Source organism: Terrabacter sp. GCM10028922 (assembly GCF_042666095.1).
Taxonomy (GTDB): domain Bacteria; phylum Actinomycetota; class Actinomycetes; order Actinomycetales; family Dermatophilaceae; genus Terrabacter.
The window spans coordinates 171,910-195,544 of record NZ_JBHTFG010000009.1; the positions used below are offsets into that span (position 1 = coordinate 171,910).

23 protein-coding genes are annotated in these 23,635 nt (G+C 72.4%); 17 read left to right on the top strand and 6 right to left on the bottom strand.

The window, feature by feature from the left end; genetic code table 11:
• Positions 1-7: 7 nt before the first annotated feature.
• Complete coding sequence (locus ACFQU3_RS09615; RefSeq protein WP_385909077.1) at positions 8-526, bottom strand: inorganic diphosphatase; 519 nt, start codon at positions 524-526, stop codon at positions 8-10.
• A 155-nt stretch (positions 527-681) separates the two neighbouring features.
• Between ACFQU3_RS09615 and ACFQU3_RS09620 the strand changes: the two genes are divergently transcribed.
• The 5 genes from ACFQU3_RS09620 to ACFQU3_RS09640 all read left to right on the top strand — a co-directional run bounded on the left by ACFQU3_RS09620 (position 682) and on the right by ACFQU3_RS09640 (position 6,053).
• Positions 682-2,256, top strand: coding sequence for a D-alanyl-D-alanine carboxypeptidase/D-alanyl-D-alanine-endopeptidase (locus ACFQU3_RS09620; protein ID WP_385909079.1), 1,575 nt, complete (start codon positions 682-684; stop codon positions 2,254-2,256).
• A 116-nt stretch (positions 2,257-2,372) separates the two neighbouring features.
• Positions 2,373-3,476 carry a zinc-dependent metalloprotease gene (locus ACFQU3_RS09625; protein WP_385909081.1) on the top strand — a complete coding sequence of 368 codons (1,104 nt, stop codon included), beginning with the start codon at positions 2,373-2,375 and terminating at the stop codon, positions 3,474-3,476.
• A 21-nt stretch (positions 3,477-3,497) separates the two neighbouring features.
• Positions 3,498-4,496, top strand: coding sequence for a tRNA lysidine(34) synthetase TilS (tilS, locus tag ACFQU3_RS09630; protein WP_385909083.1), 999 nt, complete (start codon positions 3,498-3,500; stop codon positions 4,494-4,496).
• Between the two features lie 158 nt (positions 4,497-4,654).
• The gene (gene hpt / locus ACFQU3_RS09635) at positions 4,655-5,206 is read left to right on the top strand and encodes a hypoxanthine phosphoribosyltransferase (protein ID WP_385909084.1); all 552 of its coding nucleotides are present in this window, start codon (positions 4,655-4,657) and stop codon (positions 5,204-5,206) included.
• A gap of 16 nt (positions 5,207-5,222) precedes the next feature.
• Positions 5,223-6,053 carry a DUF1028 domain-containing protein gene (locus ACFQU3_RS09640; RefSeq protein WP_385909086.1) on the top strand — a complete coding sequence of 277 codons (831 nt, stop codon included), beginning with the start codon at positions 5,223-5,225 and terminating at the stop codon, positions 6,051-6,053.
• Between the two features lie 49 nt (positions 6,054-6,102).
• Here ACFQU3_RS09640 and ACFQU3_RS09645 read toward each other — a convergent pair whose 3' ends face one another.
• Positions 6,103-8,247 (bottom strand): GTP-binding protein, encoded by a 2,145-nt coding sequence (locus ACFQU3_RS09645; protein WP_385909088.1) that lies wholly within the window; start codon positions 8,245-8,247, stop codon positions 6,103-6,105.
• A 347-nt stretch (positions 8,248-8,594) separates the two neighbouring features.
• Between ACFQU3_RS09645 and ftsH the strand changes: the two genes are divergently transcribed.
• From ftsH to ACFQU3_RS09670, 5 genes are read left to right on the top strand one after another with little or no spacing between them, the layout of a single operon-like run.
• Entirely contained in the window at positions 8,595-10,703 is a 2,109-nt protein-coding gene (gene ftsH, locus ACFQU3_RS09650; protein ID WP_385909090.1) for an ATP-dependent zinc metalloprotease FtsH, read from the top strand.
• Positions 10,704-10,706: 3 nt separating this feature from the next.
• Complete coding sequence (gene folE / locus ACFQU3_RS09655; RefSeq protein WP_385909092.1) at positions 10,707-11,279, top strand: GTP cyclohydrolase I FolE; 573 nt, start codon at positions 10,707-10,709, stop codon at positions 11,277-11,279.
• A 49-nt stretch (positions 11,280-11,328) separates the two neighbouring features.
• Entirely contained in the window at positions 11,329-12,243 is a 915-nt protein-coding gene (folP, locus tag ACFQU3_RS09660) for a dihydropteroate synthase (protein WP_385909094.1), read from the top strand.
• On the top strand, positions 12,240-13,127 hold the full coding sequence (gene folK, locus ACFQU3_RS09665) for a 2-amino-4-hydroxy-6-hydroxymethyldihydropteridine diphosphokinase (RefSeq protein WP_385909096.1): 888 nt from the start codon (positions 12,240-12,242) through the stop codon (positions 13,125-13,127). The genes folP and folK overlap by 4 nt, the downstream gene beginning before the upstream one ends.
• Complete coding sequence (locus ACFQU3_RS09670; protein ID WP_385909098.1) at positions 13,124-13,606, top strand: DUF3180 domain-containing protein; 483 nt, start codon at positions 13,124-13,126, stop codon at positions 13,604-13,606. The genes folK and ACFQU3_RS09670 overlap by 4 nt, the downstream gene beginning before the upstream one ends.
• 165 nt (positions 13,607-13,771) lie before the next feature.
• Here ACFQU3_RS09670 and ACFQU3_RS09675 read toward each other — a convergent pair whose 3' ends face one another.
• Entirely contained in the window at positions 13,772-13,990 is a 219-nt protein-coding gene (locus ACFQU3_RS09675; RefSeq protein WP_385909100.1) for a hypothetical protein, read from the bottom strand.
• A gap of 8 nt (positions 13,991-13,998) precedes the next feature.
• Positions 13,999-15,201 carry an NADH-quinone oxidoreductase subunit D gene (locus ACFQU3_RS09680; protein WP_385909102.1) on the bottom strand — a complete coding sequence of 401 codons (1,203 nt, stop codon included), beginning with the start codon at positions 15,199-15,201 and terminating at the stop codon, positions 13,999-14,001.
• Positions 15,202-15,282: 81 nt separating this feature from the next.
• On the opposite strand from ACFQU3_RS09680, the gene ACFQU3_RS09685 reads away from it, so the two are divergent.
• Complete coding sequence (locus tag ACFQU3_RS09685; protein ID WP_385909104.1) at positions 15,283-16,503, top strand: cytochrome P450; 1,221 nt, start codon at positions 15,283-15,285, stop codon at positions 16,501-16,503.
• A 59-nt stretch (positions 16,504-16,562) separates the two neighbouring features.
• Positions 16,563-16,952, top strand: a complete 390-nt coding sequence (locus tag ACFQU3_RS09690; RefSeq protein WP_385909106.1) for a VOC family protein — start codon at positions 16,563-16,565, stop codon at positions 16,950-16,952.
• 2 nt (positions 16,953-16,954) lie between these two features.
• On the opposite strand, the gene ACFQU3_RS09695 is transcribed toward ACFQU3_RS09690, so the two are convergent.
• On the bottom strand, positions 16,955-17,515 hold the full coding sequence (locus ACFQU3_RS09695; protein ID WP_385909108.1) for a copper resistance protein CopC: 561 nt from the start codon (positions 17,513-17,515) through the stop codon (positions 16,955-16,957).
• A 5-nt stretch (positions 17,516-17,520) separates the two neighbouring features.
• Positions 17,521-18,603, bottom strand: coding sequence for an SAM-dependent methyltransferase (locus tag ACFQU3_RS09700; protein WP_385909109.1), 1,083 nt, complete (start codon positions 18,601-18,603; stop codon positions 17,521-17,523).
• 23 nt (positions 18,604-18,626) lie between these two features.
• Here ACFQU3_RS09700 and ACFQU3_RS09705 point away from each other — a divergent pair, with 23 nt between their 5' ends.
• The 5 genes from ACFQU3_RS09705 to nadC all read left to right on the top strand — a co-directional run bounded on the left by ACFQU3_RS09705 (position 18,627) and on the right by nadC (position 23,606).
• Positions 18,627-19,535, top strand: coding sequence for a Rossmann-like and DUF2520 domain-containing protein (locus ACFQU3_RS09705; protein ID WP_385909111.1), 909 nt, complete (start codon positions 18,627-18,629; stop codon positions 19,533-19,535).
• Positions 19,532-20,443 carry a pantoate--beta-alanine ligase gene (gene panC, locus ACFQU3_RS09710; RefSeq protein ID WP_385909113.1) on the top strand — a complete coding sequence of 304 codons (912 nt, stop codon included), beginning with the start codon at positions 19,532-19,534 and terminating at the stop codon, positions 20,441-20,443. Before ACFQU3_RS09705 ends, panC begins: the two co-directional genes overlap by 4 nt.
• Before the next feature lie 71 nt (positions 20,444-20,514).
• Positions 20,515-20,937, top strand: coding sequence for an aspartate 1-decarboxylase (gene panD / locus ACFQU3_RS09715; RefSeq protein ID WP_385909115.1), 423 nt, complete (start codon positions 20,515-20,517; stop codon positions 20,935-20,937).
• Between the two features lie 12 nt (positions 20,938-20,949).
• Positions 20,950-22,725, top strand: coding sequence for an L-aspartate oxidase (locus tag ACFQU3_RS09720; RefSeq protein WP_385909117.1), 1,776 nt, complete (start codon positions 20,950-20,952; stop codon positions 22,723-22,725).
• Entirely contained in the window at positions 22,722-23,606 is an 885-nt protein-coding gene (nadC, locus tag ACFQU3_RS09725; RefSeq protein WP_385909119.1) for a carboxylating nicotinate-nucleotide diphosphorylase, read from the top strand. Before ACFQU3_RS09720 ends, nadC begins: the two co-directional genes overlap by 4 nt.
• The last annotated feature ends 29 nt before the right edge of the window (positions 23,607-23,635 follow it).

A 23,635-nucleotide genomic window follows, 5' to 3' on the forward strand; every position in this document is an offset into this window, starting at 1 on the left:
TCAGCCCTCAGTGACCCTGGGGCATCGCCCAACGAGCGGTCGAGACGCCCTGCTCCTTGGCACGCTCGAGGGCCTCGCCGATTATCTTCTCGGCGGCCTCGCGGTTGCCCCAGTCGGACGCCTCGACGAACTTGCCGGGCTCGAGGTCCTTGTAGCGCTCGAAGAAGTGCTGGATCTCCTTGAGCGTGAACTCGCTGACGTCGCCGATGTCATGGATGTGTGCCGTGCGCGGGTCGACCGGGACGCAGAGCACCTTGTCGTCACCGCCCGCGTCGTCGACCATGTGGAAGATGCCGATCGGACGGGCCTCGACGACGACACCGGGGAACAGCGGCTCGGGAAGCAGCACGAGCGCGTCCAGCGGGTCGCCGTCCTCGCCGAGGGAGTCCTCGATGTAGCCGTAGTCGGCCGGGTAGGCCATCGGCGTGAAGAGGTAGCGGTCGAGCCGGATGCGACCGGTCTCGTGGTCGATCTCGTACTTGTTGCGCTGTCCGCGCGGGATCTCGATGGTGACGTCGAACTCCACGTCTTTCCCTTCGCAAGGTCTTCGGGCGCCCACCGAGGTGGACCCTGGGGTGCGGCCGCGCCGGTCGGCGGCTGACAGAATCGTCCGCGACAGTGTGGCAGCAAGGGTGGTCCTTGCGCGAAACAGTGACTGGTGACGGACGGGGGTGACGCACGATGGTGCGTTCGGCGTGGAGGCCCCGGCCCCGGTTCACCTACGGCATGGCGGTCCTGTGGTCGGTCGTCGCGGTGCTGCTCGGGTATGCCGTCCTCGACGTCGCCGACGCCGCTCCCGGTGCGCTGACGGTGCGTCCGCTCCCGCCGCCCCCGCCGACGGAGACGGTGGCGACGCGGACCTTGCCCGAGGTGCCGCAGCCCAGTCGGTCGACCTCCGTCGGTATGCCGTTGCCCACCCTGGCCGGTGAGACCGCCGCTCCGTCGACTGCCGGTGTCGAGGAGGCTCTCGCCGGGGTCCGGGCGGCCGGGGCACTGAGCGACTCGGCGCTCGTCGTGCGTGACGGCCAGACCGGGCAGGTCCTCCTCGACCAGCGCGGCGACGAGCTGCGCGTCCCGGCCTCGACGACCAAGCTGCTCTCCGCCGCCGCCATCGGCCAGGTCTTCGCGCCGGACGAGACCTTGCACACCGTCGTGCGCCAGGGTGACCGGCCCGACGAGATCGTCCTCGTCGCGGGTGGCGACTCGCTGATCAACCCCGGCAAGGGCGACCCCGAGGCCGTCGCCGGCCGAGCCGGGCTGCGCGACCTGGCCGACCAGGTCGAGGCGGCCCTCGAGGACCAGGGTGTCGACTCCGTCCGTCTCTACGTCGACGAGACGTACGCCGACGGCCCGACGACGGCGCCCACCTGGAGCCCGACGTTCCGCAGCTCCGGAATCACCGGCGCGGTCGCCATGCTCGGACTCTCGAGCCAGCGGGCGAAGGGCGGCTCGCCCGGACCCGCCGACCCCGTGGCCGCGGTGCGCAGCCTCTTCGCGCGCCAGCTCGAGGCCCGCGGCATCGACGTGCGCGTGGCTCCTCGGGGCGACGCGCCGGGCGTCCCGGGCTCACCCCTCCCGGGACCCTCGACATCGGGGACACCGTCGACGACGGCGCAGAGCTCCGCGACTCCCTCGACCTCCACGTCGCCCGGCACGACGTCGCCGGCGTCGTCAGTCCCCGCGAGCGGACCGGGCTCGGTCCTCGGCAGCATCGAGTCCGCGCCCGTCCGCGAGCAGCTCGCCCTCGCGCTCACCGACAGCGACAACGCGCTGACCGAGATCCTCGCCCGCCAGGCGGCCTACCGCTCGGGAGCCGGCACGGAGTTCGCCCAGGTCGGCGCGTGGGTCGTCGACAGCGTCGGCACGCTGGGCCTCGACGTCGCCGGCGTCCGGCTCTCCGATGCCAGCGGCCTCTCCCGGCAGAACCGCGTGCGGGCCTCGCTGCTCGCCGACGTGCTCGTGCTCGGCTACGACGGCACGCACCCGGTGCTGAGGCGCGCCCTCGACGGGCTGCCGATCGGCGGACTCACGGGCACCCTGGAGAACCGGTTCACGGGCGAGGACCACGACGCCGCAGGCCGGGCCCGCGCCAAGACGGGGACCCTAACCGGCGCCAACGCCCTCGCGGGAAGCGTGGTCGACGACGACGGCCGGCTCCTCGTCTTCGCGGGTATGGTCGCCGGTGTGGGAACCAACGACGCTCGTGCGGCGTTGGACCGTTTCGTAGCGACGCTCGCCTCGTGCGGGTGCCGCTGACGGGCCGGTGGGCCGTTCGGGGCGTGGGTCGCGACCGTGGTCGTGGCTCCTCCGCGTGGCCGGCTGGTCCTCCCAGACACCTCGAGCGACGCCGACACGGCACCGAAAGGGCTGGCATGACCGACACCACCCTCCCGCCCCCTGTGGACGCAGGTCGTCCCGACCGTGAGGGAGGTGCGCCGGCAGCCCAGGTCGACTACGAGTTCGCGAAGCGGACGGGCCGCGCGATCGTCAACCCCGGCCCGCAGGTCTCGAGTGAGGAGGCGGCGGCCATCGTCGCCGACCTGCGCGAGGCCGCGGCCTCCGCCGTCGCGCCCGTCGCGGAGACGAGCGAGCTGTCCGCGCCCGACGACGCCCCCGCGCCGCTCGTCGTCGACCGCGGGGGCTGGATCGACGCCAACGTCGACTCGTTCCGGGCGCTGCTCGACCCCGTCGTCGACAAGCTGAACTCGACGAAGAAGTCGCCGCCCAACCCCACGGCCGCGGCGATCGGCGGCAAGGTCACCGGCGCCGAGATGGGCGGCCTGCTGGCGTTCCTGTCGAGCAAGGTCCTCGGCCAGTACGACCTGGCTCCCGGAGGCACGCCCCGGCTGCTGCTCGTCGCGCCCAACATCGTCGCCACGGAGCGTCGCCTCGAGGTCGACCCGACCGACTTCCGTCGCTGGGTCGCGATGCACGAGGAGACCCACCGCGTGCAGTTCACGGCGGTGCCGTGGCTGCGCGACCACATGGTCACGCGCACGCAGGCGCTGGCCGTCGACCTCGCACCGACGCCAGAGGACCTCGGGCGGCGCTTCGAGCAGCTGGCCCGCAACCTGCCCGATGTGCTCGGTTCCGGCGAGGGCCTCGGGCAGCTCTTCGCGACACCCGAGCAGCGGGCCCGCATCGCCGAGCTGACCGCGGTCATGTCGCTCCTCGAGGGCCACGCCGACGTCGTCATGGACGCGGTCGGTCCCCGGGTGATCCCGAGCGTCGACGAGATCCGCCGCAAGTTCGACGAGCGCCGCAACAGCGCCGTCGGCATCGACCGGCTGCTGCGCAAGCTGCTCGGCCTCGAGGCCAAGCTGCGCCAGTACCGCGACGGTGCCGTGTTCGTCCGGGCCGTGCAGGACCAGGTGGGCCGCGACGGCTTCAACGCCGTGTGGACCTCGCCCGACACGCTCCCTCGGGCCAACGAGATCCTCGAACCGGACGCCTGGGTGCGTCGGGTCCACGGCTGAGCCATGCGAGGTCCCTCAGAGATGCCAGGTCCCGATCCGGCCGTCGCGGCCACGCGCCTCGCCGTGCGCGAGCACCTGTCCGACGTGCCTGAGGGTGGCGTCGTGCTCGTCGCCTGCTCGGGCGGTCCAGACTCCGTCGCCCTCGCTGCTGCGCTGGCCTTCGAGGCCCCTCGTGCGGGCATCCGGGCCGGGGCGGTCGTCGTCGACCACGGCCTGCAGGAGCGGTCGGCGCAGGTCGCCGAGCAGGCCGCCGACCTGTGCCGCGACATGGGGCTGGTGCCCGTCGAGGTCGTCCGGGCCGACGTGCGCACGACGGGGGCAGGTCTCGAGGCGGACGCCCGCTCGGCCCGTTACGCGGCCATCGAGGGAGTGGCCGACCGTCTGGGGGCGACCATGGTGTTCATCGGCCACACTCGCGACGACCAGGCCGAGCAGGTGCTGCTCGGCCTCGCCCGCGGCTCGGGCGCCCGGTCCCTCAGCGGTATGCCGGTGCGCCGCGACCGCTTCGTGCGTCCCCTCCTCGCCCTGCCGCGCGCCACGACTCTCGCGGCCTGTGCGGCATACGGCATCGACCCGTGGGACGACCCCCACAACAGCGACGAGTCCTTCCGCAGGGTGCGGGCGCGCCGCCTGCTCGCGACGCTCGAGGCCGACCTCGGACCCGGCTTCGGGGCCGCGCTCGCGCGCAGCGCCGACCTGCTGCGTGAGGACGCCGACTACCTCGAGAGCCTCGCCATCAAGGCCCGGGCCGAGCTGCCGGCCGGCCCCGACGGCGACGGCGTCGACCTCGAGGCGCTCGGCGCGCTGCCCCGCGCGATCCGCACCCGCGTCTGGCGGCTGCTCGCGGCCGAGGCCGGGGCGCCGCTCGCCGACGTGAGCGCGGCGCACGTCGAGTCGCTCGACGCGCTGCTCACGTCGTGGCACGGGCAGGGACCGCTCCACGTACCGGGCGGCATCGCCGTCGCCCGGGTCGGCGGGGTGATCCGTTTCAGCCCGCTGCGCGAGGACGCCATCGCCTGACCCGGGACCAGACGTCCCGAGGGGTCGCGCTGCCGGGCAGCGACAGCCCTCCACGGTCCGCCACCCGGACGGGTGCGGTTGAATGGACCCCGCCTGCACGACCCCGCACGCACGACCCCGCCCGCACCACCCCGCACGCACCACATCGAGGAGCCTTCGTGGACCACGAGGACATGGGAGACGACCTGGCGCAGGTCCTGCTCACCGAGGACCAGATCCAGACGCGGCTCTCCGAGCTCGCGGCCGACATCTGGAAGGACTACGCGGACAAGGACTTCCTGCTCGTCGGGGTCCTCAAGGGAGCCGTCGTCGTCATGGCCGACCTGATGCGCGCCCTGCCCGGCACCGCGCCGATGGACTGGATGGCGGTCTCGTCCTACGGCTCGGGCACGAAGTCGTCGGGAGTCGTTCGCATCCTCAAGGACCTCGACACCGACATCAGCGGCCGCCACGTCCTGATCATCGAGGACATCATCGACTCGGGCCTGACGCTGTCGTGGATCAAGTCGAACCTCGAGTCGCGCAGGCCGGCCTCGGTCGAGATCTGCACGCTGCTCCGCAAGCCCGAGGTCGTCAAGGTCGACATCCCCGTCAAGTACGTCGGCTTCGACATCCCCAACGAGTTCGTCGTCGGCTACGGCCTCGACTACGCCGAGAAGTACCGCAACCTGCGCTGCGTCGGCACCCTCGCGCCGCACGTCTACGCGTGAGCCGTCGGCGCGCCCCATGACCTTCTCGATCGTCGCGCGCCAGGGCGAGGCGTACGGCGTCGCCGTGGCCAGCAAGTTCCTCGCCGTCGGCGCGGTCGTGCCGGCCGCGCGAACGGGTGTGGGCGCGGTCGCGACCCAGTCCTACGCCCGCGTGGCCTACCTCGAGGAGCTCCTCGGCCGGCTCGGGACGGGGGAGGCGGCAGGGGAGGCCCTGGCCGCGGCCATGGCGCTCGACGGGGGTCGCGAGACCCGGCAGGTCGGGGTCGTCGGTGTCGGCAGCGCTGCGACCTTCACCGGCTCGGAGTGCAACGGCTGGGCGGGTGGCGTCGCGCGCGACGACGGCGACACGGCATACGCGATCCAGGGCAACATCCTCATCGGGCCCGAGGTGGTCGAGGCCATGGAGCGCGCCTGGCACGACGCGTCCGGTGAGCCCCTGGCCCGGCGCCTGCTGGCGGCCCTCGTGGCCGGCGATGCCGCGGGCGGTGACTCGCGTGGGCGCCAGAGCGCCGCGGTGTATGCCGTCGAGCCGGGTTCCGGGTACGACGCGTGCGGCGTGCTCGCCGACCTGCGCGTCGACGACCATCCCGACCCGGTCTCCGAGCTCACGCGCCTGCTCGCGGAGTGGGAGATGTACTTCGGCAGGCCCGAGGACGTCCAGCCGCTGGTGGGCGCGCTGGCCGACGAGGTGCGCCGGCGCCTGGCCGCCGCCGGCTACGCGGACGACGACGTGGCCAAGGCCCTCGCCGACTGGGCCGGCAACGCCAACTACGAGGCCCGGCTCAGCCCCGACGGCATCGACCGGCGCGTCCTCGAGGTCCTGCGCGCAGCCACGACCACCACCTGAACGACGCCTCCAACCGGGCGCCCCCGCGGCAGCCAGGGCCGGGCAGCGGTCACAGCTTGCCCGCGAGGCGGAGGAGGTACTCGCGACGGTGGAGGGGGTCGAGGTCGGTGCGTGGACGCGCCGGGCGCGGGCCGGACACCGGCCGGTAGCCGTCGAACGTGCACACGAGGTCGCCGAGTCCGCTCGTCAGGCCCGGCACCCGCTGCTGGAGCTCGTGCAGGCTCTCGGCGGGCACCTCGCCCCGCACCCGGGTCACCGGCCCGAGCACCTCCGTCTCGCGGGGCGTCGCCCGGACGTGACCGAGCATCGCGAGCGCGGCGCCGAGCACGTCACTGGGCACCTCGAGGTCGAACCGGTGCACCGGCTCCTCGACCACCGTGCCCGCGAGGCGAAGCGCCTCCATGAGCACGAGCCGCGTGAGGTTGCGGAAGTCGCCCGCCGTGCTCGACATCGACTTGTCGAACTTCTGGTGCATGTGGCTCTGCCGCGGCCAGTAGCCCGAGTGCGTCATCGTCACGACGCAGTCCGTGACCGGCCACCCGTCCAGTCCCTGGCCGAGCGTTGCCCGGACGGTGTCCTCCACCGCCGTGAAGAAGGCCGGCGGCATCGAGCCAAGCTCCACCTCGAGCGCGAAGCGGACCCCGGTGCCCGCCGGCGCTGCGTCCACGCGCAGGCCCACGGTGGCGTTGAACGGGTTCGGGGCGACGCCGATGAGCTCGAACGCCACACCCGAGCCGGTGACGCGTTCGCGGCAGATGACCGTCGTCGTGCTGAACGTGGCCGCGACGCCGTGCTCCGCCTCGAGCGTCGCGCCGACGACCTCCTTCTGCACCTCTCCGTAGAGCGAGACGTGCGTCTCGCCGCGGACCTCGTCGTGGCGCAGGTCGATGAGCGGGTCCTGCTCGGCGAGCCGGGTGAGGGCTGCCTGCAACCGCACCCGGTCGGCGGGGTCGCGCGGCTCGACGACCGTCTCGAGCGTCGGCGGCGAGAACTCGTGCACGAGCGGTCGCGCGAGCCGCACGTCGCCGATCATGTCGCCGATGCGGGCCCGCTCGAGCCCGACCACGCGGGCGATGCGGCCGGCCGGGACGCAGGAGACTCGGCTGACCTCGCCGTACGCGTGCACGGCCAGGGCAGTGACCCGCTCCTCGCGGCTCACGGTGTCCTCGAATGCCGTCTCCGCACCTTCCGCTGGTGCCGTGGCCTCGAGGGCACGGCCGTCGTGGACGACCACCCGGTCCCGCACCGAGAGGGCCCCGGACGTGACGTTGACGAGGGAGACCTTCTCTCCGGCCGGGCCACGCTGCACGGCGAAGACGGTGCCGGCCAAGGGCGCGTCCTGGTCGGGCCGGATGCTCGGAAGCAACGTGGGCAGGGCATGCGCGAGGTCCGCGACACCGGCGCCGGTCATCGCAGAGCCGAGCAGGACGGGGCACGCGAGACCTCGTCGCGTCTGGGCGGCGAGGACCCGGCGCAGTCGGTGCCCGTCGACTCGCCCCGGCCGGTCGAGCCAGTCCTCGAGCAGCCGGTCGTCGGACCGGCTCAGGGCCTCGACGACGCGCTCCCGGGCGGCCGCACGTGCATCGGCGTCCGCCTCGACGACACCCCGGCCGAGACCGAGGGCCTCGAGCCCGTCGGGCACGACCGTGACCGGGCGTGATCCCTCGTCGATGCCGCGCGCGAGGGGAACGGGCACCACGCCGAGACGCTCGACGACCTGGCGCAGCACCCGCTCGGTGCACGCGCCCGCGCGATCCAGCTTGTTGACGAACAGCAGGGTCGGGATGCGCAGGCCTCGCAGCGCCCGGAAGAGGACACGGGTCTGCGCCTGCACGCCCTCGACGGCCGAGACGACGAGCACGGCGCCGTCGAGGACGGCGAGCGTGCGCTCCACCTCCGCGATGAAGTCCGAGTGGCCGGGGGTGTCCACGAGGTTGACGGTGAGCGGCCTGCCGGGGTCGACCGTCGCGAGCTCGAACGACACGACGGCCGCCTTGATCGTGATGCCGCGGGCGCGCTCGAGCGCGAGGGTGTCGGTCTGCGTGCTGCCGTCGTCGACGCTGCCGAGCTCGGTGATGACGCCGGCGTGCAGCAGCAGGCGCTCGGTCAGGCTCGTCTTGCCGGCGTCAACGTGGGCGAGGATCCCGAGGTTGGTGGTGCGCGGGCGCACCGGTGAGGTGGGTGGGGTGTGCAACGTGCTCCATGTCCTGTGCGTAGGTGTGGGTGACCTGCTCGGGTGACATGAAGCTGCGGCGCATCCCGCTCTCCTCTCTCGTCTGGGCATCTGCCTGGGCGGCGGTGTCGACCTGGTGGCCGTCGGCTCCAGTGCAGCAAGGCACGGGGCAGCCCGGCAACCGGTTATCGGGCGCGCGGGCTCGCCGGACGGCATGCGCACGGTGTGCCCGGTGCGTGGAACGGGCCGCAGGCTGGTTGGTCACGAGCGCCGGGCATGCGGAACACTGGTAGTTCGCCGGACGTTGTGCCGGTGGACAAACTCACCGGACGAGCAGGAGGACCGGGGCCGTTCAGCCCCGCACGTACATGGACGCTAAGCGGATTCTGCGCACACCACTGCTGTGGATCTTGGTCCTCATCAGCGCGCTCGTGTTCGGCATGATGTTCTCCGAGTCCGGCCCGCCGCGGATCGACACCTCGGCCGCGATGAAGCAGATCGCCGACGGCAACGTCGAGTCGGCCAAGCTGCTCAACAACGAGCGCATGGAGCTGACCCTCAAGACGCCCTACACCTCGCCCGACGGCACGGTGAAGGACGCCAAGTCGGTCTACGCCTTCTACGTCGAGGCGCGTGGCGACCAGGTCGTCAAGGCCCTCAACGACAAGCCCCCGGCCAAGGGCGTCAACGACCAGATCGACGAGCCCAGCTGGTTCGGCTCGCTCCTGTTCTCGATCCTGCCGATCATCATCATCCTCGCGCTCTTCTGGTTCCTCATGGGCCAGATGCAGGGCGGCGGCAACCGCGTCATGCAGTTCGGCAAGTCGCGGGCCAAGCTCGCCACGAAGGACACCCCCAAGGTCACCTTCTCCGACGTCGCGGGCTGCGACGAGGCCATCGAGGAGCTCCAGGAGATCAAGGAGTTCCTCCAGGAGCCGGCCAAGTTCCTCGCCGTCGGCGCCAAGATCCCCAAGGGCGTCCTGCTCTACGGCCAGCCCGGCACCGGCAAGACGCTCCTGGCCCGCGCCGTCGCGGGCGAGGCCGGCGTGCCGTTCTACTCGATCTCCGGCTCCGACTTCGTCGAGATGTTCGTCGGTGTCGGCGCGAGCCGCGTCCGTGACCTCTTCGAGCAGGCCAAGGCCAACGCGCCGGCCATCGTCTTCGTCGACGAGATCGATGCCGTCGGCCGCCACCGTGGCGCCGGCCTCGGCGGCGGTCACGACGAGCGCGAGCAGACCCTCAACCAGCTGCTCGTCGAGATGGACGGCTTCGACGTCAAGACCAACGTCATCCTCATCGCGGCCACCAACCGGCCCGACATCCTCGACCCGGCCCTGCTGCGTCCCGGCCGTTTCGACCGCCAGATCGCGGTCGATGCCCCCGACATGATCGGCCGCCACCGCATCCTCGAGGTGCACGGCCAGGGCAAGCCGATGGCAACCGACGTCGACCTGCTCGCCGTCGCCCGCCGCACACCCGGTTTCACCGGCGCCGACCTCGCCAACGTCCTCAACGAGGCGGCCCTGCTGACCGCCCGCACGGACAAGAAGATCATCGACAACAAGGCGCTCGACGAGGCCATCGACCGCGTCGTCGCCGGCCCCCAGAAGCGCTCGCGCATCATGTCGGCCAAGGAGCGCAAGATCACCGCGTACCACGAGGGTGGCCACGCCCTCGTCGCCGCGTCGCTCAACCACACCGACCCGGTGACGAAGGTGACGATCCTGCCGCGCGGTCGGGCCCTTGGCTACACGATGGTGATGCCGGTCGACGACAAGTACTCCACGACCCGCAACGAGATCCTCGACCAGCTGTCGTACGCGCTCGGCGGGCGCGTCGCCGAGGAGATCGTCTTCCACGAGCCGACGACGGGCGCGAGCAACGACATCGAGAAGGCCACCGGCATGGCCCGCAAGATGGTGACCGAGTTCGGCATGTCCGAGCGCATCGGCGCCATCAAGCTCGGCCAGTCCAACGGCGAGGTCTTCCTGGGCCGCGACATGGGTCACCAGCGCGACTACTCCGAGGAGGTCGCGAGCATCGTCGACGAGGAGGTGCGCAACCTCATCGAGGCCGCTCACGACGAGGCCTATGCCGCGATCAACCAGAACCGCGACATCCTCGACCACCTCGTTCTCGAGCTGCTCGAGAAGGAGACGCTCAACCAGCACGAGCTCGCCGAGATCTTCCAGCACGTCGCCAAGACGCCGGTGCGTCCGACGTGGCTCTCGTCGCAGGCGCGCGTGCCGGGCGACCGCCCGCCCGTCCTGACGCCCGCCGAGATCGCGGCCGGCCAGAACGGCGCGAGCGGCCAGCACGGTCACCTGCCGCCGCCGGCCCCGGCCGACAAGGAGATCGAGGAGAAGATCGACGAGGCCGCGTCGGTCGGCGCCCACCCGCTCGCCGAGGAGCACCCGCCGGAGGAGATCATCGAGGTGCCCGACGACCGCCCGGTCACGCCCGGCGAGAAGAGCTGACCTGTGGCGATCGACCAGCCGCGCGCGGAGGCGGCCGTTCGTGAGCTGCTGCTCGCGATCGGCGAGGACCCCGACCGGGAGGGGCTCAAGGACACTCCAGCCCGGGTTGCGCGCTCCTACACCGAGATCTTCGCCGGCCTCGAGATGACCGCCCAGGATGTGCTGCGCACGACCTTCTCGATCGACCACGAGGAGCTCGTCATCGTCCGCGACATCGAGCTCTACAGCACGTGCGAGCACCACCTGGTGCCGTTCCACGGGGTGGCGCACGTCGGCTACATCCCCGACAAGCACGGCCGGGTGACCGGGCTGTCCAAGCTGGCTCGGCTCGTCGAGGTGTACGCGCGGCGCCCGCAGGTGCAGGAGCGCCTCACGTCCCAGATCGCCGACGCGCTCGTCGAGCACCTCTCGGTGCGCGGCGTCATCGTCGTCGTCCAGGCCGAGCACCTGTGCATGTCGATGCGCGGCATCCGCAAGCCGGGCGCCTCGACGATCACGTCGGCCGTGCGCGGCCAGCTGCGCGACCCGGCCACTCGAGCAGAGGCCATGGCGCTCATGCTCGAGGGCAACAAGTGACCCCGGACGAGCCGACCGCGACGCGACCCGCGACACGACCCGCGACAGAATGGCGCCCATGACCGCGCCCGCCCCGCGAGACCGCACCGCACTCGACGCGCCGACCCTCCTGGGAGTGCGCGAACGCACGCTCGTCATGGGCGTCGTCAACGTCACGCCCGACTCGTTCTCCGACGGCGGCGAGTGGTTCGAGCAGGACGCCGCGATCGCCCACGGTCGTGAGGTGCTCGCGGCCGGCGCCGACATCGTCGACGTCGGTGGCGAGTCGACCCGACCGGGCGCCGCACGGCCCTCGGTCGAGGAGGAGCTGCGCCGGGTCGTCCCCGTCGTCTCGGCGCTCGTGGGTGACGGGGCCGTCGTGTCCATCGACACGATGCGGGTCGAGGTCGCACGCGCGGCCGTCGACGCCGGAGCCGCCATGGTCAACGACGTCTCCGGGGGCCAGGCCGACCCGGACATGGTGCCGTGGGTGGCCGCCAACCGCCTGCCCTACATCGCCATGCACTGGCGCGGGCACAGCACCGACATGCAGTCGCGCGCCGTCTATGACGACGTCGTCGAGGACGTGTGCCGTGAGCTCGCGTCGCGTCGTGACGATCTCGTGCGTGCCGGCATCGACGAGGACCTCCTCGTGCTCGACCCGGGTCTCGGGTTCGCGAAGAACGCCGACCACAACTGGGCGCTCATGGCTGCGCTCCCCGTCCTGCACGACCTCGGCCACCCGATCCTGCTGGGTGCCTCGCGCAAGACCTTCCTCGGGCGGCTGGGCCGTGACGAGGGTGCCGCGCCGCGCCCGGCGTCAGAGCGTGACGTCGAGACGGCCGCCACGTCCGTCATGGCGGCGATGGCGGGCCTGTGGTGCGTGCGCGTGCACGACGTCGCCTCGACGGTGCGGGTCCTCTCGGTCGTGCAGGCCGCCCTCGACCACGCCCCCGCCGACGAGCCGGAGGGCCTCGACCGATGACCGACCGCATCGTGCTGCAGGGCGTCTCGGCCCGTGGCACCCATGGCGTGCTGGACTTCGAGAAGCGTGACGGGCAGACCTTCGTCGTCGACGTGACGATGGTGTGCGACCTCCAGCGCGCCGGACGCACCGACGACCTCGCCGCGACCGTCAACTACGCCGAGGTCGCCGACGACGTCGTCGCCCGCATCGCCGGCCCGTCGTTCGACCTCATCGAACGGCTCGCCGAGGTCATCGCCGACGACGTCCTGCGCCACGACCTCGTCGAGTCGGTCGAGGTCGTCGTACACAAGCCCGAGGCGCCCGTCGGACACCCGTTCACCGACGTGCAGGTTCGCGTCGAGCGCACCAACGCGGCCCACGTCGTCGTCGCACTCGGCTCCAACCTCGGCGACCGCGGGCAGACTCTCGCCGCTGCAGTCCAGGCCCTGCGCGACCTGCCGGGTCTCACCGTTGCGTCGGTCTCGTCGATCGTCGAGACCGACCCGGTCGGCGGGCCCGAGCAGCCGCCCTACCTCAACGCCGTCGCCGTGGGACGAGCGACGACCGAGCCGGAGGCGCTCCTCGCCGCCCTGCACCGCATCGAGGCCCAGCATGGCCGCACACGCGAAGTGCATTGGGGCGCAAGGACGCTCGATCTCGACCTCATCCAGTACGGTACGCCCGGGAGTCCCCGCGAGGTCGTCAGCGACGACCCAGAGCTGACGCTCCCGCACCCGCGCGCCCACGAGCGGGCCTTCGTCCTCGTGCCGTGGGCCGACGCCGACCCGAAGGCCACGCTGCGCGTGGGAGCCGGGGGCGGCGGCATACGACCGGTGGCAGACCTTGTGGCCGAACTCGACCGATCGGGCGTGCGCCCCGGTCCCCGATGGGAGCACCCGTGAGACCACACACCGGCATCCGCGTCACGACCCTCGTGCTCGCGGGAGTGACGATGACCGTGCTCGCGTGGCTCGGGCTGCGCTGGCTGGCATCCGGGGGCAACGGCGTGCCCGAGCCCGGCTGGGTCGGCGCGGCGGCGATGCTCTTCCTCGGCGGTGGCCTGCTCGTCGCCGGTTGGCAGGTGCGCAAGCTGCGCGACGGCACACCGAACCCGGCGATCACGCCCCTGCGGGCCGCGCGCACGCTCGTGCTCGGGCAGGCCGGCGCGCTGACGGGCGCCGTGCTCGTCGGGTGGTACCTCGCCAACGTGCTCGTCCTGCTCCCCGACGCCGACGTCGACTCGCAGCGCGCACGCATCTGGCCGTTCGTGCTGCACGCCGTCGTGGCCCTGCTGCTGTCGGTCGCGGGCATGGCCGTGCAGACCTGGTGCCGTCTGCGCCCCCGTGACGACGAGGACGAGAAGGACGCCGACCTGGCCTGACCGGGCGGTCGACCATCGCCGACGTGGTCTTCGGCCAGTTCCTCGCGCAAGGAAGATGAGTCGGCCACCGGGGTGGTCATCGACGTCGTGACGGGGCGGCGGCGGCTCCCTGGGGTGCAGTCCTACTAGCGGGCGCGGACGTCGGCGGGCGCGGCGGCGACCGGCTCAGGTCGTTCCGGCGACGGAGAACGTGGGCGTCGTCGTCTCGACCGACGGGGGTTGCGGCGGGCCGTCGGGCGTCGTCGTGCGCGTCGGCCACGGCGGCGGGATCGTGTCGACGGTGTCCTCGTCGGAGCACGCCGCGGCAAGCGTGATCGTCGCCGTGATGACGGTGACCGCGACGCCGCGAAGGAGCCCCGCGCGCGACGGCCGGGCGAACGGCATACGTGGGCTCACTTGTCGACGTCTCCGACGACGAAGAACATCGAGCCGAGGATCGCGACCATGTCGGCGATCAGCTGGCCGGGGAGCATCTCGCTGAGCACCGAGATGTTGTTGAACGACGCCGAGCGCAGCTTGAGCCGCCACGGGGTCTTCTCGCCGCGGGAGACGAGGTAGTAGCCGTTGAACCCGAGAGGATTCTCGGTGGCGCTGTAGATCTCGCCCTCCGGCACCTTGAGCACCTTGGGGAGCCTGACGTTGATCGGGCCCTGCGGCAGCTGCACGAGCCGGTCGAGGCACGCCTCCGCGAGGTCGAGCGAGACGTGCACCTGCTCGAGCAGCACCTCGAGGCGCGACAGGCAGTCGCCGGCGGTGCGGGTCACGACGCGTCCGGGACCCTTGTCGCCGAAGAGCTCGCCGTAGGCGAGGTAGGGCGCGTCACGGCGCAGGTCGACGTCGAGGCCGCTCGCGCGGGCGATGGGGCCGGAGACGCCGTACGCCTCGACGGTGGCGCGCGACAGCACGCCCACCCCACGCGTCCGGGCCTCGAGGATCTCGTTGCCGACGATGAGGCGCTCGAGGTCGGGAAGCCGCTTGCGGACGTTGGCGACGGCCTTGTCGACGCGGCCCATCCAGCCGGCCGGGAGGTCGTCCTTGAGACCGCCGACGCGGTTGAACATGTAGTGCATGCGCCCGCCCGACACCTCCTCCATGACCGCCTGGAGCTCCTCGCGCTCGCGGAACGCGTGGAAGACGGGCGTGATGGCGCCGAGCTCGAGCGGGTAGGACCCGAGGAACATCAGGTGGTTGAGCACCCGGTTCAGCTCGGCGAGCGCCGTGCGCGCCCAGACTGCACGTTCGGGCACCTCCATGCCGAGCATGTGCTCGACCCCGAGCACGACTCCGAGCTCGTTGGAGAAGGCGCTGAGCCAGTCGTGCCGGTTGGCGAGCACGAGGATCTGCCGGTAGTCGCGCACCTCGAAGAGCTTCTCCGCGCCGCGGTGCATGTAGCCGACGATCGGCTCGGCGCTGATGATCCGCTCGCCGTCGACGACGATGCGCAGGCGCAGCACGCCGTGCGTGGCGGGGTGCTGCGGACCGATGTTGAGCACCATGTCGGCCGTTGCGAGCCCACCGGCACCGACGCCGACGGTCAGGGCACGCTGGCGCTCGGGACGTGCTGCCGCGGGAGGCTCGGTCAGCTGGTCGGGCATGTGCCGAGTATGCCGTGTCGGTGGCCGGCCGTCCGATCCGGGCACCGGGCAGCCGGGGCAGCCATGCGGCAGAGTGGGTGGGTGAGCACCCGGCCCGACCTGCGCGCGACCTTCGACCTGGGCGACCGCTCGTTCGTCGACGACCCGTACCCGGCCCTCGCCCAGGCCCGGCACGTGGCGCCGATCCTCTGGCACGACGGGCTCGGGACGTGGGTGACGACGACCCACGCCGCCGCCAACGACGTGCTGCGCGACCGGCGGCTGGGACGCATCCTGCGCCCGCGCTCGCAGGGTCACGACGCGTGGACGACGTTCGACTGGCTTCACGCCGACTCGATCCTCGACTCGGAGCCGCCCAAGCACACACGGCTGCGCCGTCTCGTGGCCGGGGCCTTCGGGCGCGGACACGTCGCGCGGCTTCGCCCTAGCATCGAGCAGGTGGCGGCGGACCTGCTCGACGAGGCGGAGCGCGTCCTCGACCGCGACGGCCGCGTCGACGCCATCGAGACGTACGCCGAGCCGCTGCCGGTCCTCGTGATCTGCGAGCTGCTCGGCGCCCCGACAGAGGACTGGAAACGGCTGCGCGACTGGTCGCAGGCCATCGTCAAGATGTACGAGGTCGCCCCGAGCCAGCACGCGCAGGAGGACGCGCAACGCGCCTGCGCCGACTTCGCGGCATACGTCGAGGACCTCGCGGCGGCCCGCGCCCGGCAGCCCGGCGACGACCTGCTCACCTCGCTGGTTCAGGAGCGCGACGGCGGCGACCGCCTGACGCCGCGCGAGCTCGTCGCGACGGTCGTGCTGCTGCTGAACGCCGGGCACGAGGCGAGCGTCAACGGCTTCGGCAACGGGCTGGCGTCGCTCCTTGCCGACGCGGGAGCGCTCGATGGTGTGCTCGGTCGCCTCGACGACCCCGTCGCCGTCGAGCGGCTCGTGGAGGAGATGCTGCGTCACGACTCCCCGCTGCACCTCTTCGAGCGCACGGCCACGACCGACGTGGAGCTGCACGGCGTGACGATCCGCCGTGGCGAGAAGGTCGCGGCGCTCCTCGGTGCGGCCAACCGCGACCCCGGCGTCTTCGACGCCCCCGACCGCTTCGACGCCGGCCGCGAGCCCAACCCCCACCTCGCGTTCGGTGCCGGCATCCACTTCTGCCTCGGAGCCCCGCTCGCCCGGATGGAGCTGCAGATCTCGACGCGCGCCCTGCTCGAGCGGCTCGGGCCGCTCGAGGTCGTCGAGGCCGTGCGACGACCCACCTTCGTGCTGCGCGGCTACGAGGCCTTGGTCGTCGCGCGGCGCTGAGGCACGGCCCCGGGAGAGCTTCCACCTGTCCGGACCACCTGTGGTGAAAGGAGATCGACATGAGCGAGCTGACGCCCTACATCTGCGTGGCCGACTCCAGGGCCGCGATCGACTGGTATCGCGAGGCCCTCGGCGCCGAGGTCACCTATGAGCCGATCGTCATGCCCGACGGCCGGATCGGTCACTGCGAGCTCGCCGTCGACGGCGCCGGCTGGATGATGTCCGACGAGTTCGAGGAGGCCGGTGTCGCGCCGCCGGACCCCGACCGTGGCAACGCCGTGACACTGCACCTGACGGTGACCGATGTCGACGAGTCCTGCCGCAGGGTGGAGGCCGCGGGCGTGACCCTCGATCGAGGGCCGGAGGACAGCCCCCCGGCCGGGCGGGTCGCCGTCTTCCGTGACCCCTTCGGCCATCGGTGGTTCCTGAACCAGTCGAACCGGGGGTGAGGTCAGGAGCGGTCGGCCTCGCGCGCTCGGAGCACGAGGTAGCCGCCGATCGCGAGCAGCACGACGGTGCCGATGATCGTGAGCAGGACCGGCACGAACGGCGATCCCTTCGCCTCGTCCGCGGCGGCGGAGTCGGGGCTGACGTGCACGCTCGGGCCGGCGGTCGCTGTCGAGCCGTCGAGGCCGACGGTGGCGTGGAAGCCGAACGTCCCGGTCACCGGGTGGCCGTCGTCGGACGTGACGCGGTACGACACCGTGTAGTCGCCGGCGGGCGCGCTCGGTGACACGGCCTGCGTCACTTCCCGACCCTTGACCGCCGGGACGCCCGACGACACCGGCCCCGCCGGGCCGCTGACGACGACCTGCGTCCCGATGTCGAGCGGCTCCTCGGAGAACGTGAGCGTCACCGTCTGCGGCATACGGTCGACGGTCGTGCCGGCGGCAGGGCTGGTCCGCTCGAGGACGTCGTGGGCGAGCGCTGCGCCCCCACCGACGATGACGAGTCCGGCGGCCACTCCGACGGCGAGTCCGAGGGCGAGCAGCGAGGAGGCGAGACGACGCATGACGGTCAGGGTACGTCCGCTCGCTGAACGCTCTTCACAGCCCACCAGAAGCCCCCGAAACCAGCCGGGTCGAGCAGCCGCGCCTCGGCGCTCGCGCGCTCCAGCCCAGCGACGTAGGCGAGCGGCTGGGCCACCGCGAGCTCGTGCGGCGGCGTGGCGCCCCTGAGGCCGAGCGCCCTGAGGGCCTCGCGCTGGGTCTGCACGACATCCGCGTCGAGCGTGTCCATCGCGACGTGTGCGGTGACGTCACACGACCCGTCGGGGACCGGCACCGTGAGGCGTCCGCCGGCGTATGCCGTGAGCGTCCCGGCGCTCGGCCGCGACGAGGCCGTGTGGCCGTAGTCCACCGCGACGAGCGTGCCCGACCCCACACGGGCGACGAGGTCGGCCCAGGCGAGGTCGCGGGAGAGCCCGACCTCGACGCGGTCGCCCGGCTCGCTCGTCGGCCAGTTCTGCTCCGCCCAGCGCAGGTCGGCGCCGGAGAGCGGGTTCCCGAGCGACTCCTCGCCCGTCGCGGCGTCGACGAGGACCTCGCGCAGGACTCCGTCGGGGTCGACCTCCGCGACGGTGCACGGCACGACGTCGAGCCACTCGTGGGCGATGACTAGCGCGTCCTGCAGGTCGTGCAAGGGGTCCGGAAGGGCAGGGCCGCCGGGGGAGCGGAGCCACTCGACACGGTGGTCGAGCCCCTCGGGCCGGTCCACGACGTCGACGGCAACGACCCGAGGACGCCCGTCCCCCCGTCCACTCGTTCCACGGGGTCGAGTGGGCAGTTCCACCCGCTCGTCGGCGGTGGAAAGTGCCCACTCGACGTCGTCGCCGGTGGAAAGTGCCCACTCGATGGCGTCTGGGGAGTCGAGGGCGTCGACGAGGTGCGTGGCGAGCTCACCGCGACCGGCGCCGAGGTCGACGACGACCCGGACGGGATGGTCGGGCAGGGCGAGCAGCGCGCGGGCGAGCACCGCGCCGGTGGGGCCGTGGGCGGCCGTCGTGAAGTGCGCCGCCGGGCCACCGCGCGTCACGTAGAAGCCGCGGTCGACGGCATACAGCGCCTCGTGCCACGCGTCACGCCAGGGAACGGGATCCACGCCCACGGACTGTAGGCGATAGCGTGCCGTGGGTGAGCACCCCGCACGAGCGTCCTGCGCGCTTCGACGTCGGCGTCGTGGGCGCCGGACGCGTCGGAGCCGTCCTCGGGGCCGCCCTCATCCGCGCCGGACATGTCGTCAGTGGCGTCTCCGCCGTCAGCGAGGCGAGCCTCGAGCGCGCCGCGACCCTGCTGCCCGGAGTGCCCGTCAAGCCGGTGCCCGAGGTCGTCGCGGGAGCCCACCTCGTCGTGCTCGCGGTGCCCGACGACTCCCTCCAGGACCTCGTCGCGGGCCTCAGCGCCACGCGCACCTTCACGCCCGGGCAGCTCGTCATGCACACGTCGGGGGCCCACGGCATCTCGGTCTTCGAGGCGGCCGCCGACAGCGACATCGTGCCGCTCGCCGTGCACCCGGCGATGACCTTCACGGGCACCGCGCTCGACCTCGAGCGGCTCGCCGACTGCTGCTTCGGCGTCACCACCGTCGACCTCGCCCGCCCGGTCGGGGAGGCGCTCGTCATCGAGATGGGCGGCGACCCTGTGTGGATCGCCGAGGAGGACCGCGTGACCTACCACGCGGCCCTCGCGCACGGCTCGAACCACCTCGTCACGCTCGTCGCCCAGTCGATGCAGCTGCTCGGCGAGGCCGGCGTCGAGGACCCGGCCCGTGTCCTCGAGCCCCTCCTCTCCGCGGCGCTCGCGAACACCCTGCAGCGGGGTGACGCTGCCCTCACGGGGCCGGTGGCGCGTGGCGATGCCGGTACCGTGGCCGGGCACGTCGCGATGCTGCGCACGGTCGCCCCGGACATCCGGCCGACCTACCTCGCGCTGGCCCGCGCGACGGCACAGCGGGCCCTGCTGAGCGGTCGCCTCCGCGCCTCGGCCGCAGACCCGCTGCTCGAGCTGCTCGCGCACGAGGAGGACCAGACGTGACCGACTTTCCCAGCGCCACCACGACCGCCACACCTGTCGTGGCCCGCACGCGCGAGGAGCTGCGCGAAGCCCGGGCGGCGCTGGACGACGGCGACGTCGCGGTCGTCATGACGATGGGTGCCCTCCACGAGGGGCACGCGACGCTCATCCACCAGGCCCGCAAGACCCACCAGCACGTCGTCGTCACGATCTTCCTCAACCCGCTCCAGTTCGGGCCCAAGGAGGATCTATCGCGCTACCCGCGGACGTTCGACGCCGACCTCGAGATCTGCACGGCCGCGGGCGTCGACCTCGTCTTCGCGCCGACGCCCGACGTCGTCTACCCCGAAGGCGACCCAGGCGTGCGGGTCTCCGCCGGCCCGCTCGGCGACGTCCTCGAGGGTCAGGCCCGCCCCGGACACTTCGACGGCATGCTCACCGTCGTCGCCAAGCTCATGCACCTGTCACGGTGCAGCGCCGCGTACTTCGGACAGAAGGACGCCCAGCAGCTGCTCCTCATCCGCCGGATGTGCCGCGACCTCGACTTCCCGGTGCAGGTCGTGTCCGTGCCCACGGTGCGCGAGCCTGACGGTCTCGCGATGTCGAGCCGCAACACGTACCTGACTCCGTCCGACCGCGAGACCGCCCTCTGCCTGTCGGCCGCCCTGCGTGCCGGCGCGGCGGCCGCGACCGAGGGGCCCTCGGTGGTGCGCCGCGCGGCCCGGGCCGTCCTCGTGCGCGAACCACTCGCCCTCATCGACTACCTCGTCCTCGTCCACCCGGACACGCTCGAGGACGTGCCCGAGTGGTATCGCGGCGAGGCGCTGCTCGCTGTCGCCGGACGCGTCGGCACCACCCGCCTCATCGACAACCTGCCGGTGCTCGTCGGGCCCGGCGGAGGTGCCCTCGAGATCTTCTCCCACCCCTGAGGCCCCTTCTCGCACAACGCCCTCCACCACCGCCCCGCCCTCCCGAGGAAGTCCTGACCGTGCAGCGTTTCATGCTCCACTCCAAGATCCACCGCGCCACCGTGACGCAGGCCGACCTGCACTACGTCGGCTCGCTGACGATCGACCGCGACCTGCTCGATGCCGCGGACCTGTGGCCCGGACAGCAGGTCGACGTGGTCGACGTCGACAACGGCAACCGGCTGACGACCTATGCCATCGAGGGGGAGCGCGGCACGGGCATCGTCTGCATCAACGGCGCGGCCGCCCGCCTCATCTCGCCCGGTGACACGGTCATCATCATCGCGTACGCCGCGATGGACGATGCTGAGGCACGCACCTTCGAGCCGCAGGTCGTCTTCGTCGACGACGACAACCGGGTGGTGGAGGTGGGGCACGATGCAGGGGACGTGCCGGACGGTTTCGGTCTGCTGACCTCCGCCGTCACGGAGCGTCACCACGAGTACCAGGACTGAGAGGCCAGCCGTATGCCGCCACGTGGGCTCCCGGACGTGACCGTCCCGCGGCGGCTGCGCGCCCTCGCGCCGGGCTGGACCACGACGGCCGACGTCATCGTCGTCGGGTCGGGCATCGCCGGCCTCACGACGGCCCTGCGGCTGCGGCGACGCGTGGCGCGCGTCCTGCTCGTCACGAAGACGGTGCTCGACGAGGGGTCGACGGCATGGGCCCAGGGCGGGATCGCCGCCGTCATGTCCCCCGAGGACAGCCCCGCCGAGCACATCCACGACACGCTCGTCGCAGGCGTCGGTCTCTGCGACGTCGAGGCTGTCGAGACCCTCGTGCGCGAGGGCACCGATGCCGTGTGGGACCTCATCGCCCTGGGAGCGGAGTTCGACCGCGGCGACACCGGTGGTCTGTCGCTGACCCGTGAGGGGGGCCACCACCGCGACCGCATCCTCCACGCCGGCGGCGACGCGACCGGCCGCGAGATCAGCCGGGCCCTCATCGCCGCGCTCAACCGCGTGCGGGACGACCCGGGCATCGAGGTCATCGAGCACGCCCTCGTCGTCGACCTGCTCACCGACGCGACCCAACGCGTCTGCGGCGTGACGCTCCACGTCATCGGGGAGGGCCAGGTCGACGGCGTCGGTGCCGCGCAGGCCCGTGCCGTCGTGCTCGCGACCGGGGGCCTCGGCCAGATCTACGCGTCGACGACGAACCCGTCCGTCGCGACCGGCGACGGCATGGCGGCCGCCCTCCGTGCCGGGGCGGTGCTCGCAGACCTCGAGTTCGTCCAGTTCCACCCCACGGTGCTGTGGCTCGGCGAGGGGTCGCGCGGGCAGCAGCCACTCATCTCCGAGGCCGTACGCGGCGAGGGCGCGTTCCTCGTCGACGAGGCCGGCGAGCGTTTCATGCAGGGCCAGCACCCGCTCGCCGACCTCGCTCCCCGCGACGTCGTGTCCCGCGCGATCATCCGCCGCATGCGCGACACCGGCGCCGACCACGTCTACCTCGACTGCCGCCACCTCGGCGCGGAGTTCCTCGAGCAGCGGTTCCCCTCCATCGTCCAGCGCTGCCGCGAGCTCGGCTTCGACCCCGCGAAGCAGCTGCTCCCCGTCGCCCCCGCGCAGCACTACGCGAGCGGCGGCATCCGTACGGACCTCGAGGGACGCTCGTCGCTCGAGGGCCTGTACGCCTGCGGCGAGACGTCGTGCACCGGGGTACACGGCGCCAACCGCCTCGCGAGCAACTCCCTCCTCGAGGGGCTCGTGTTCGCCCGCCGGATCGCCGACGACCTCACCGCGCGGCTCGGTGCCGGCGAGCTCCCGGAGACCACCCCGGTGCAGACGGGCGGCGGGCCCGAGCTCGTTCGCGGCAAGCGCCGGCTCGACGTCCAGCGGGCCATGACGGCCGGAGCCGGCACCGTGCGGTCGGCGGACTCGCTCGCCGCCACGCAGGCGACGCTCGCTGCCGTCGCGGAGCGCGCATCCACGGCCGACCCCGACCGCATGGGCGGTCCCAAGAGCTGGGAGACGACCAACCTGCTCCACCTCGGGCAGGCGCTGACGTATGCCGCGACGTTGCGTGAGGAGACCCGCGGCGGTCACGTGCGCGAGGACTTCCCCGACCGCGACGACGAGCGGTTCCTGCACCACATCCACCTGCGTCGCTCGGCCGACGGCGCACTGGCGGCCGAGCTCGTGCCCGTGCCGAGGTCCAACCTCGACGGTCTCGATCTCGACCACACCGCCGCCGAGAAGGCTGTGACACAGGACGACTCACGGATGGAAGGACGCCGGTGACGACGGAAGGGCTGAGCGGCTTCCCGCTCGAGTGGGCGCGTGACCTCGTCGACGTGGCGCTGCGCGAGGACCTCGGTCCCGAGGGCGTCGACGTGACGACGCTGGCGACCATCCCCGCCGACCAGACGCGTACGGCGGAGATCGTCGCGCGGGGTCCCGGCGTCGTCGCGGGCGTACCCGTCATCGGGCTCGTGCTCGACGCGGTGGCCGAGCGGATCGGGGGCCAGGCGCCCTCGGTCGAGGTCGTCAGCGACGACGGCGCCCGGCTGGTACGCGGCGACGTCATCGCTCGGCTGCAGGGACCGACCCAGGTGATCCTCGTCGCGGAGCGCACGATCCTCAACGTCATGAGCCGCCTGTCCGGCGTCGCGACGCACACGAGGTGCTGGGCCGACGCGCTCGAGGGCACCTCGACGATGGTCCTCGACACGCGCAAGACCACGCCCGGCCTGCGGTGGCTCGAGAAGTACGCCGTGCGCTGCGGCGGCGGCACGAACAAGCGCATGGGCCTCTACGACGTGGCCATGATCAAGGACAACCACAAGCTCGCCGCCGGGTCGGTCGCCGCGGCGTACGCCCTGGTGCGCGAGCGCTTTCCCGACGTCGACGTCCAGGTCGAGGTGACGACACCGGCCGAGGCTCGGGAGGCGTACGAGGCGGGTGCCCGCTTCATCATGTGCGACAACATGTCGGTCGACGTGCTGCGCGAGACGGTCGAGCTGCTCCGCGCGGCCGGCGAACCCGTCGAGATCGAGGCGACCGGAGGGCTGACGCTCGAGGTCGTCGCCGAGTACGCGAGAACCGGGGTCGACTTCGTGTCGGTCGGTGGCCTGACCCACAGCTCGCCCATCGTCGACATCGCCCTCGACCTCGTCGACTGACGCACCCCCACGTCGAGAGGCCACCATCC

Bases quoted from the DNA above. Each gene is read 5' to 3' on its own strand.
- ACFQU3_RS09620 (WP_385909079.1), top strand. From the start codon at position 682: ATGGTGCGTTCGGCGTGGAGGCCCCGGCCCCGGTTCACCTACGGCATG.
- ACFQU3_RS09625 (WP_385909081.1), top strand. From the start codon at position 2,373: ATGACCGACACCACCCTCCCGCCCCCTGTGGACGCAGGTCGTCCCGAC.
- tilS (WP_385909083.1), top strand. From the start codon at position 3,498: ATGCCAGGTCCCGATCCGGCCGTCGCGGCCACGCGCCTCGCCGTGCGC.
- ACFQU3_RS09640 (WP_385909086.1), top strand. From the start codon at position 5,223: ATGACCTTCTCGATCGTCGCGCGCCAGGGCGAGGCGTACGGCGTCGCC.
- ftsH (WP_385909090.1), top strand. From the start codon at position 8,595: ATGGACGCTAAGCGGATTCTGCGCACACCACTGCTGTGGATCTTGGTC.
- folP (WP_385909094.1), top strand. From the start codon at position 11,329: ATGGCGCCCATGACCGCGCCCGCCCCGCGAGACCGCACCGCACTCGAC.
- folK (WP_385909096.1), top strand. From the start codon at position 12,240: ATGACCGACCGCATCGTGCTGCAGGGCGTCTCGGCCCGTGGCACCCAT.
- ACFQU3_RS09675 (WP_385909100.1), bottom strand. From the start codon at position 13,990: ATGCCGTTCGCCCGGCCGTCGCGCGCGGGGCTCCTTCGCGGCGTCGCG.
- ACFQU3_RS09680 (WP_385909102.1), bottom strand. From the start codon at position 15,201: ATGCCCGACCAGCTGACCGAGCCTCCCGCGGCAGCACGTCCCGAGCGC.
- ACFQU3_RS09690 (WP_385909106.1), top strand. From the start codon at position 16,563: ATGAGCGAGCTGACGCCCTACATCTGCGTGGCCGACTCCAGGGCCGCG.
- ACFQU3_RS09695 (WP_385909108.1), bottom strand. From the start codon at position 17,515: ATGCGTCGTCTCGCCTCCTCGCTGCTCGCCCTCGGACTCGCCGTCGGA.
- panD (WP_385909115.1), top strand. From the start codon at position 20,515: ATGCTCCACTCCAAGATCCACCGCGCCACCGTGACGCAGGCCGACCTG.
- ACFQU3_RS09720 (WP_385909117.1), top strand. From the start codon at position 20,950: ATGCCGCCACGTGGGCTCCCGGACGTGACCGTCCCGCGGCGGCTGCGC.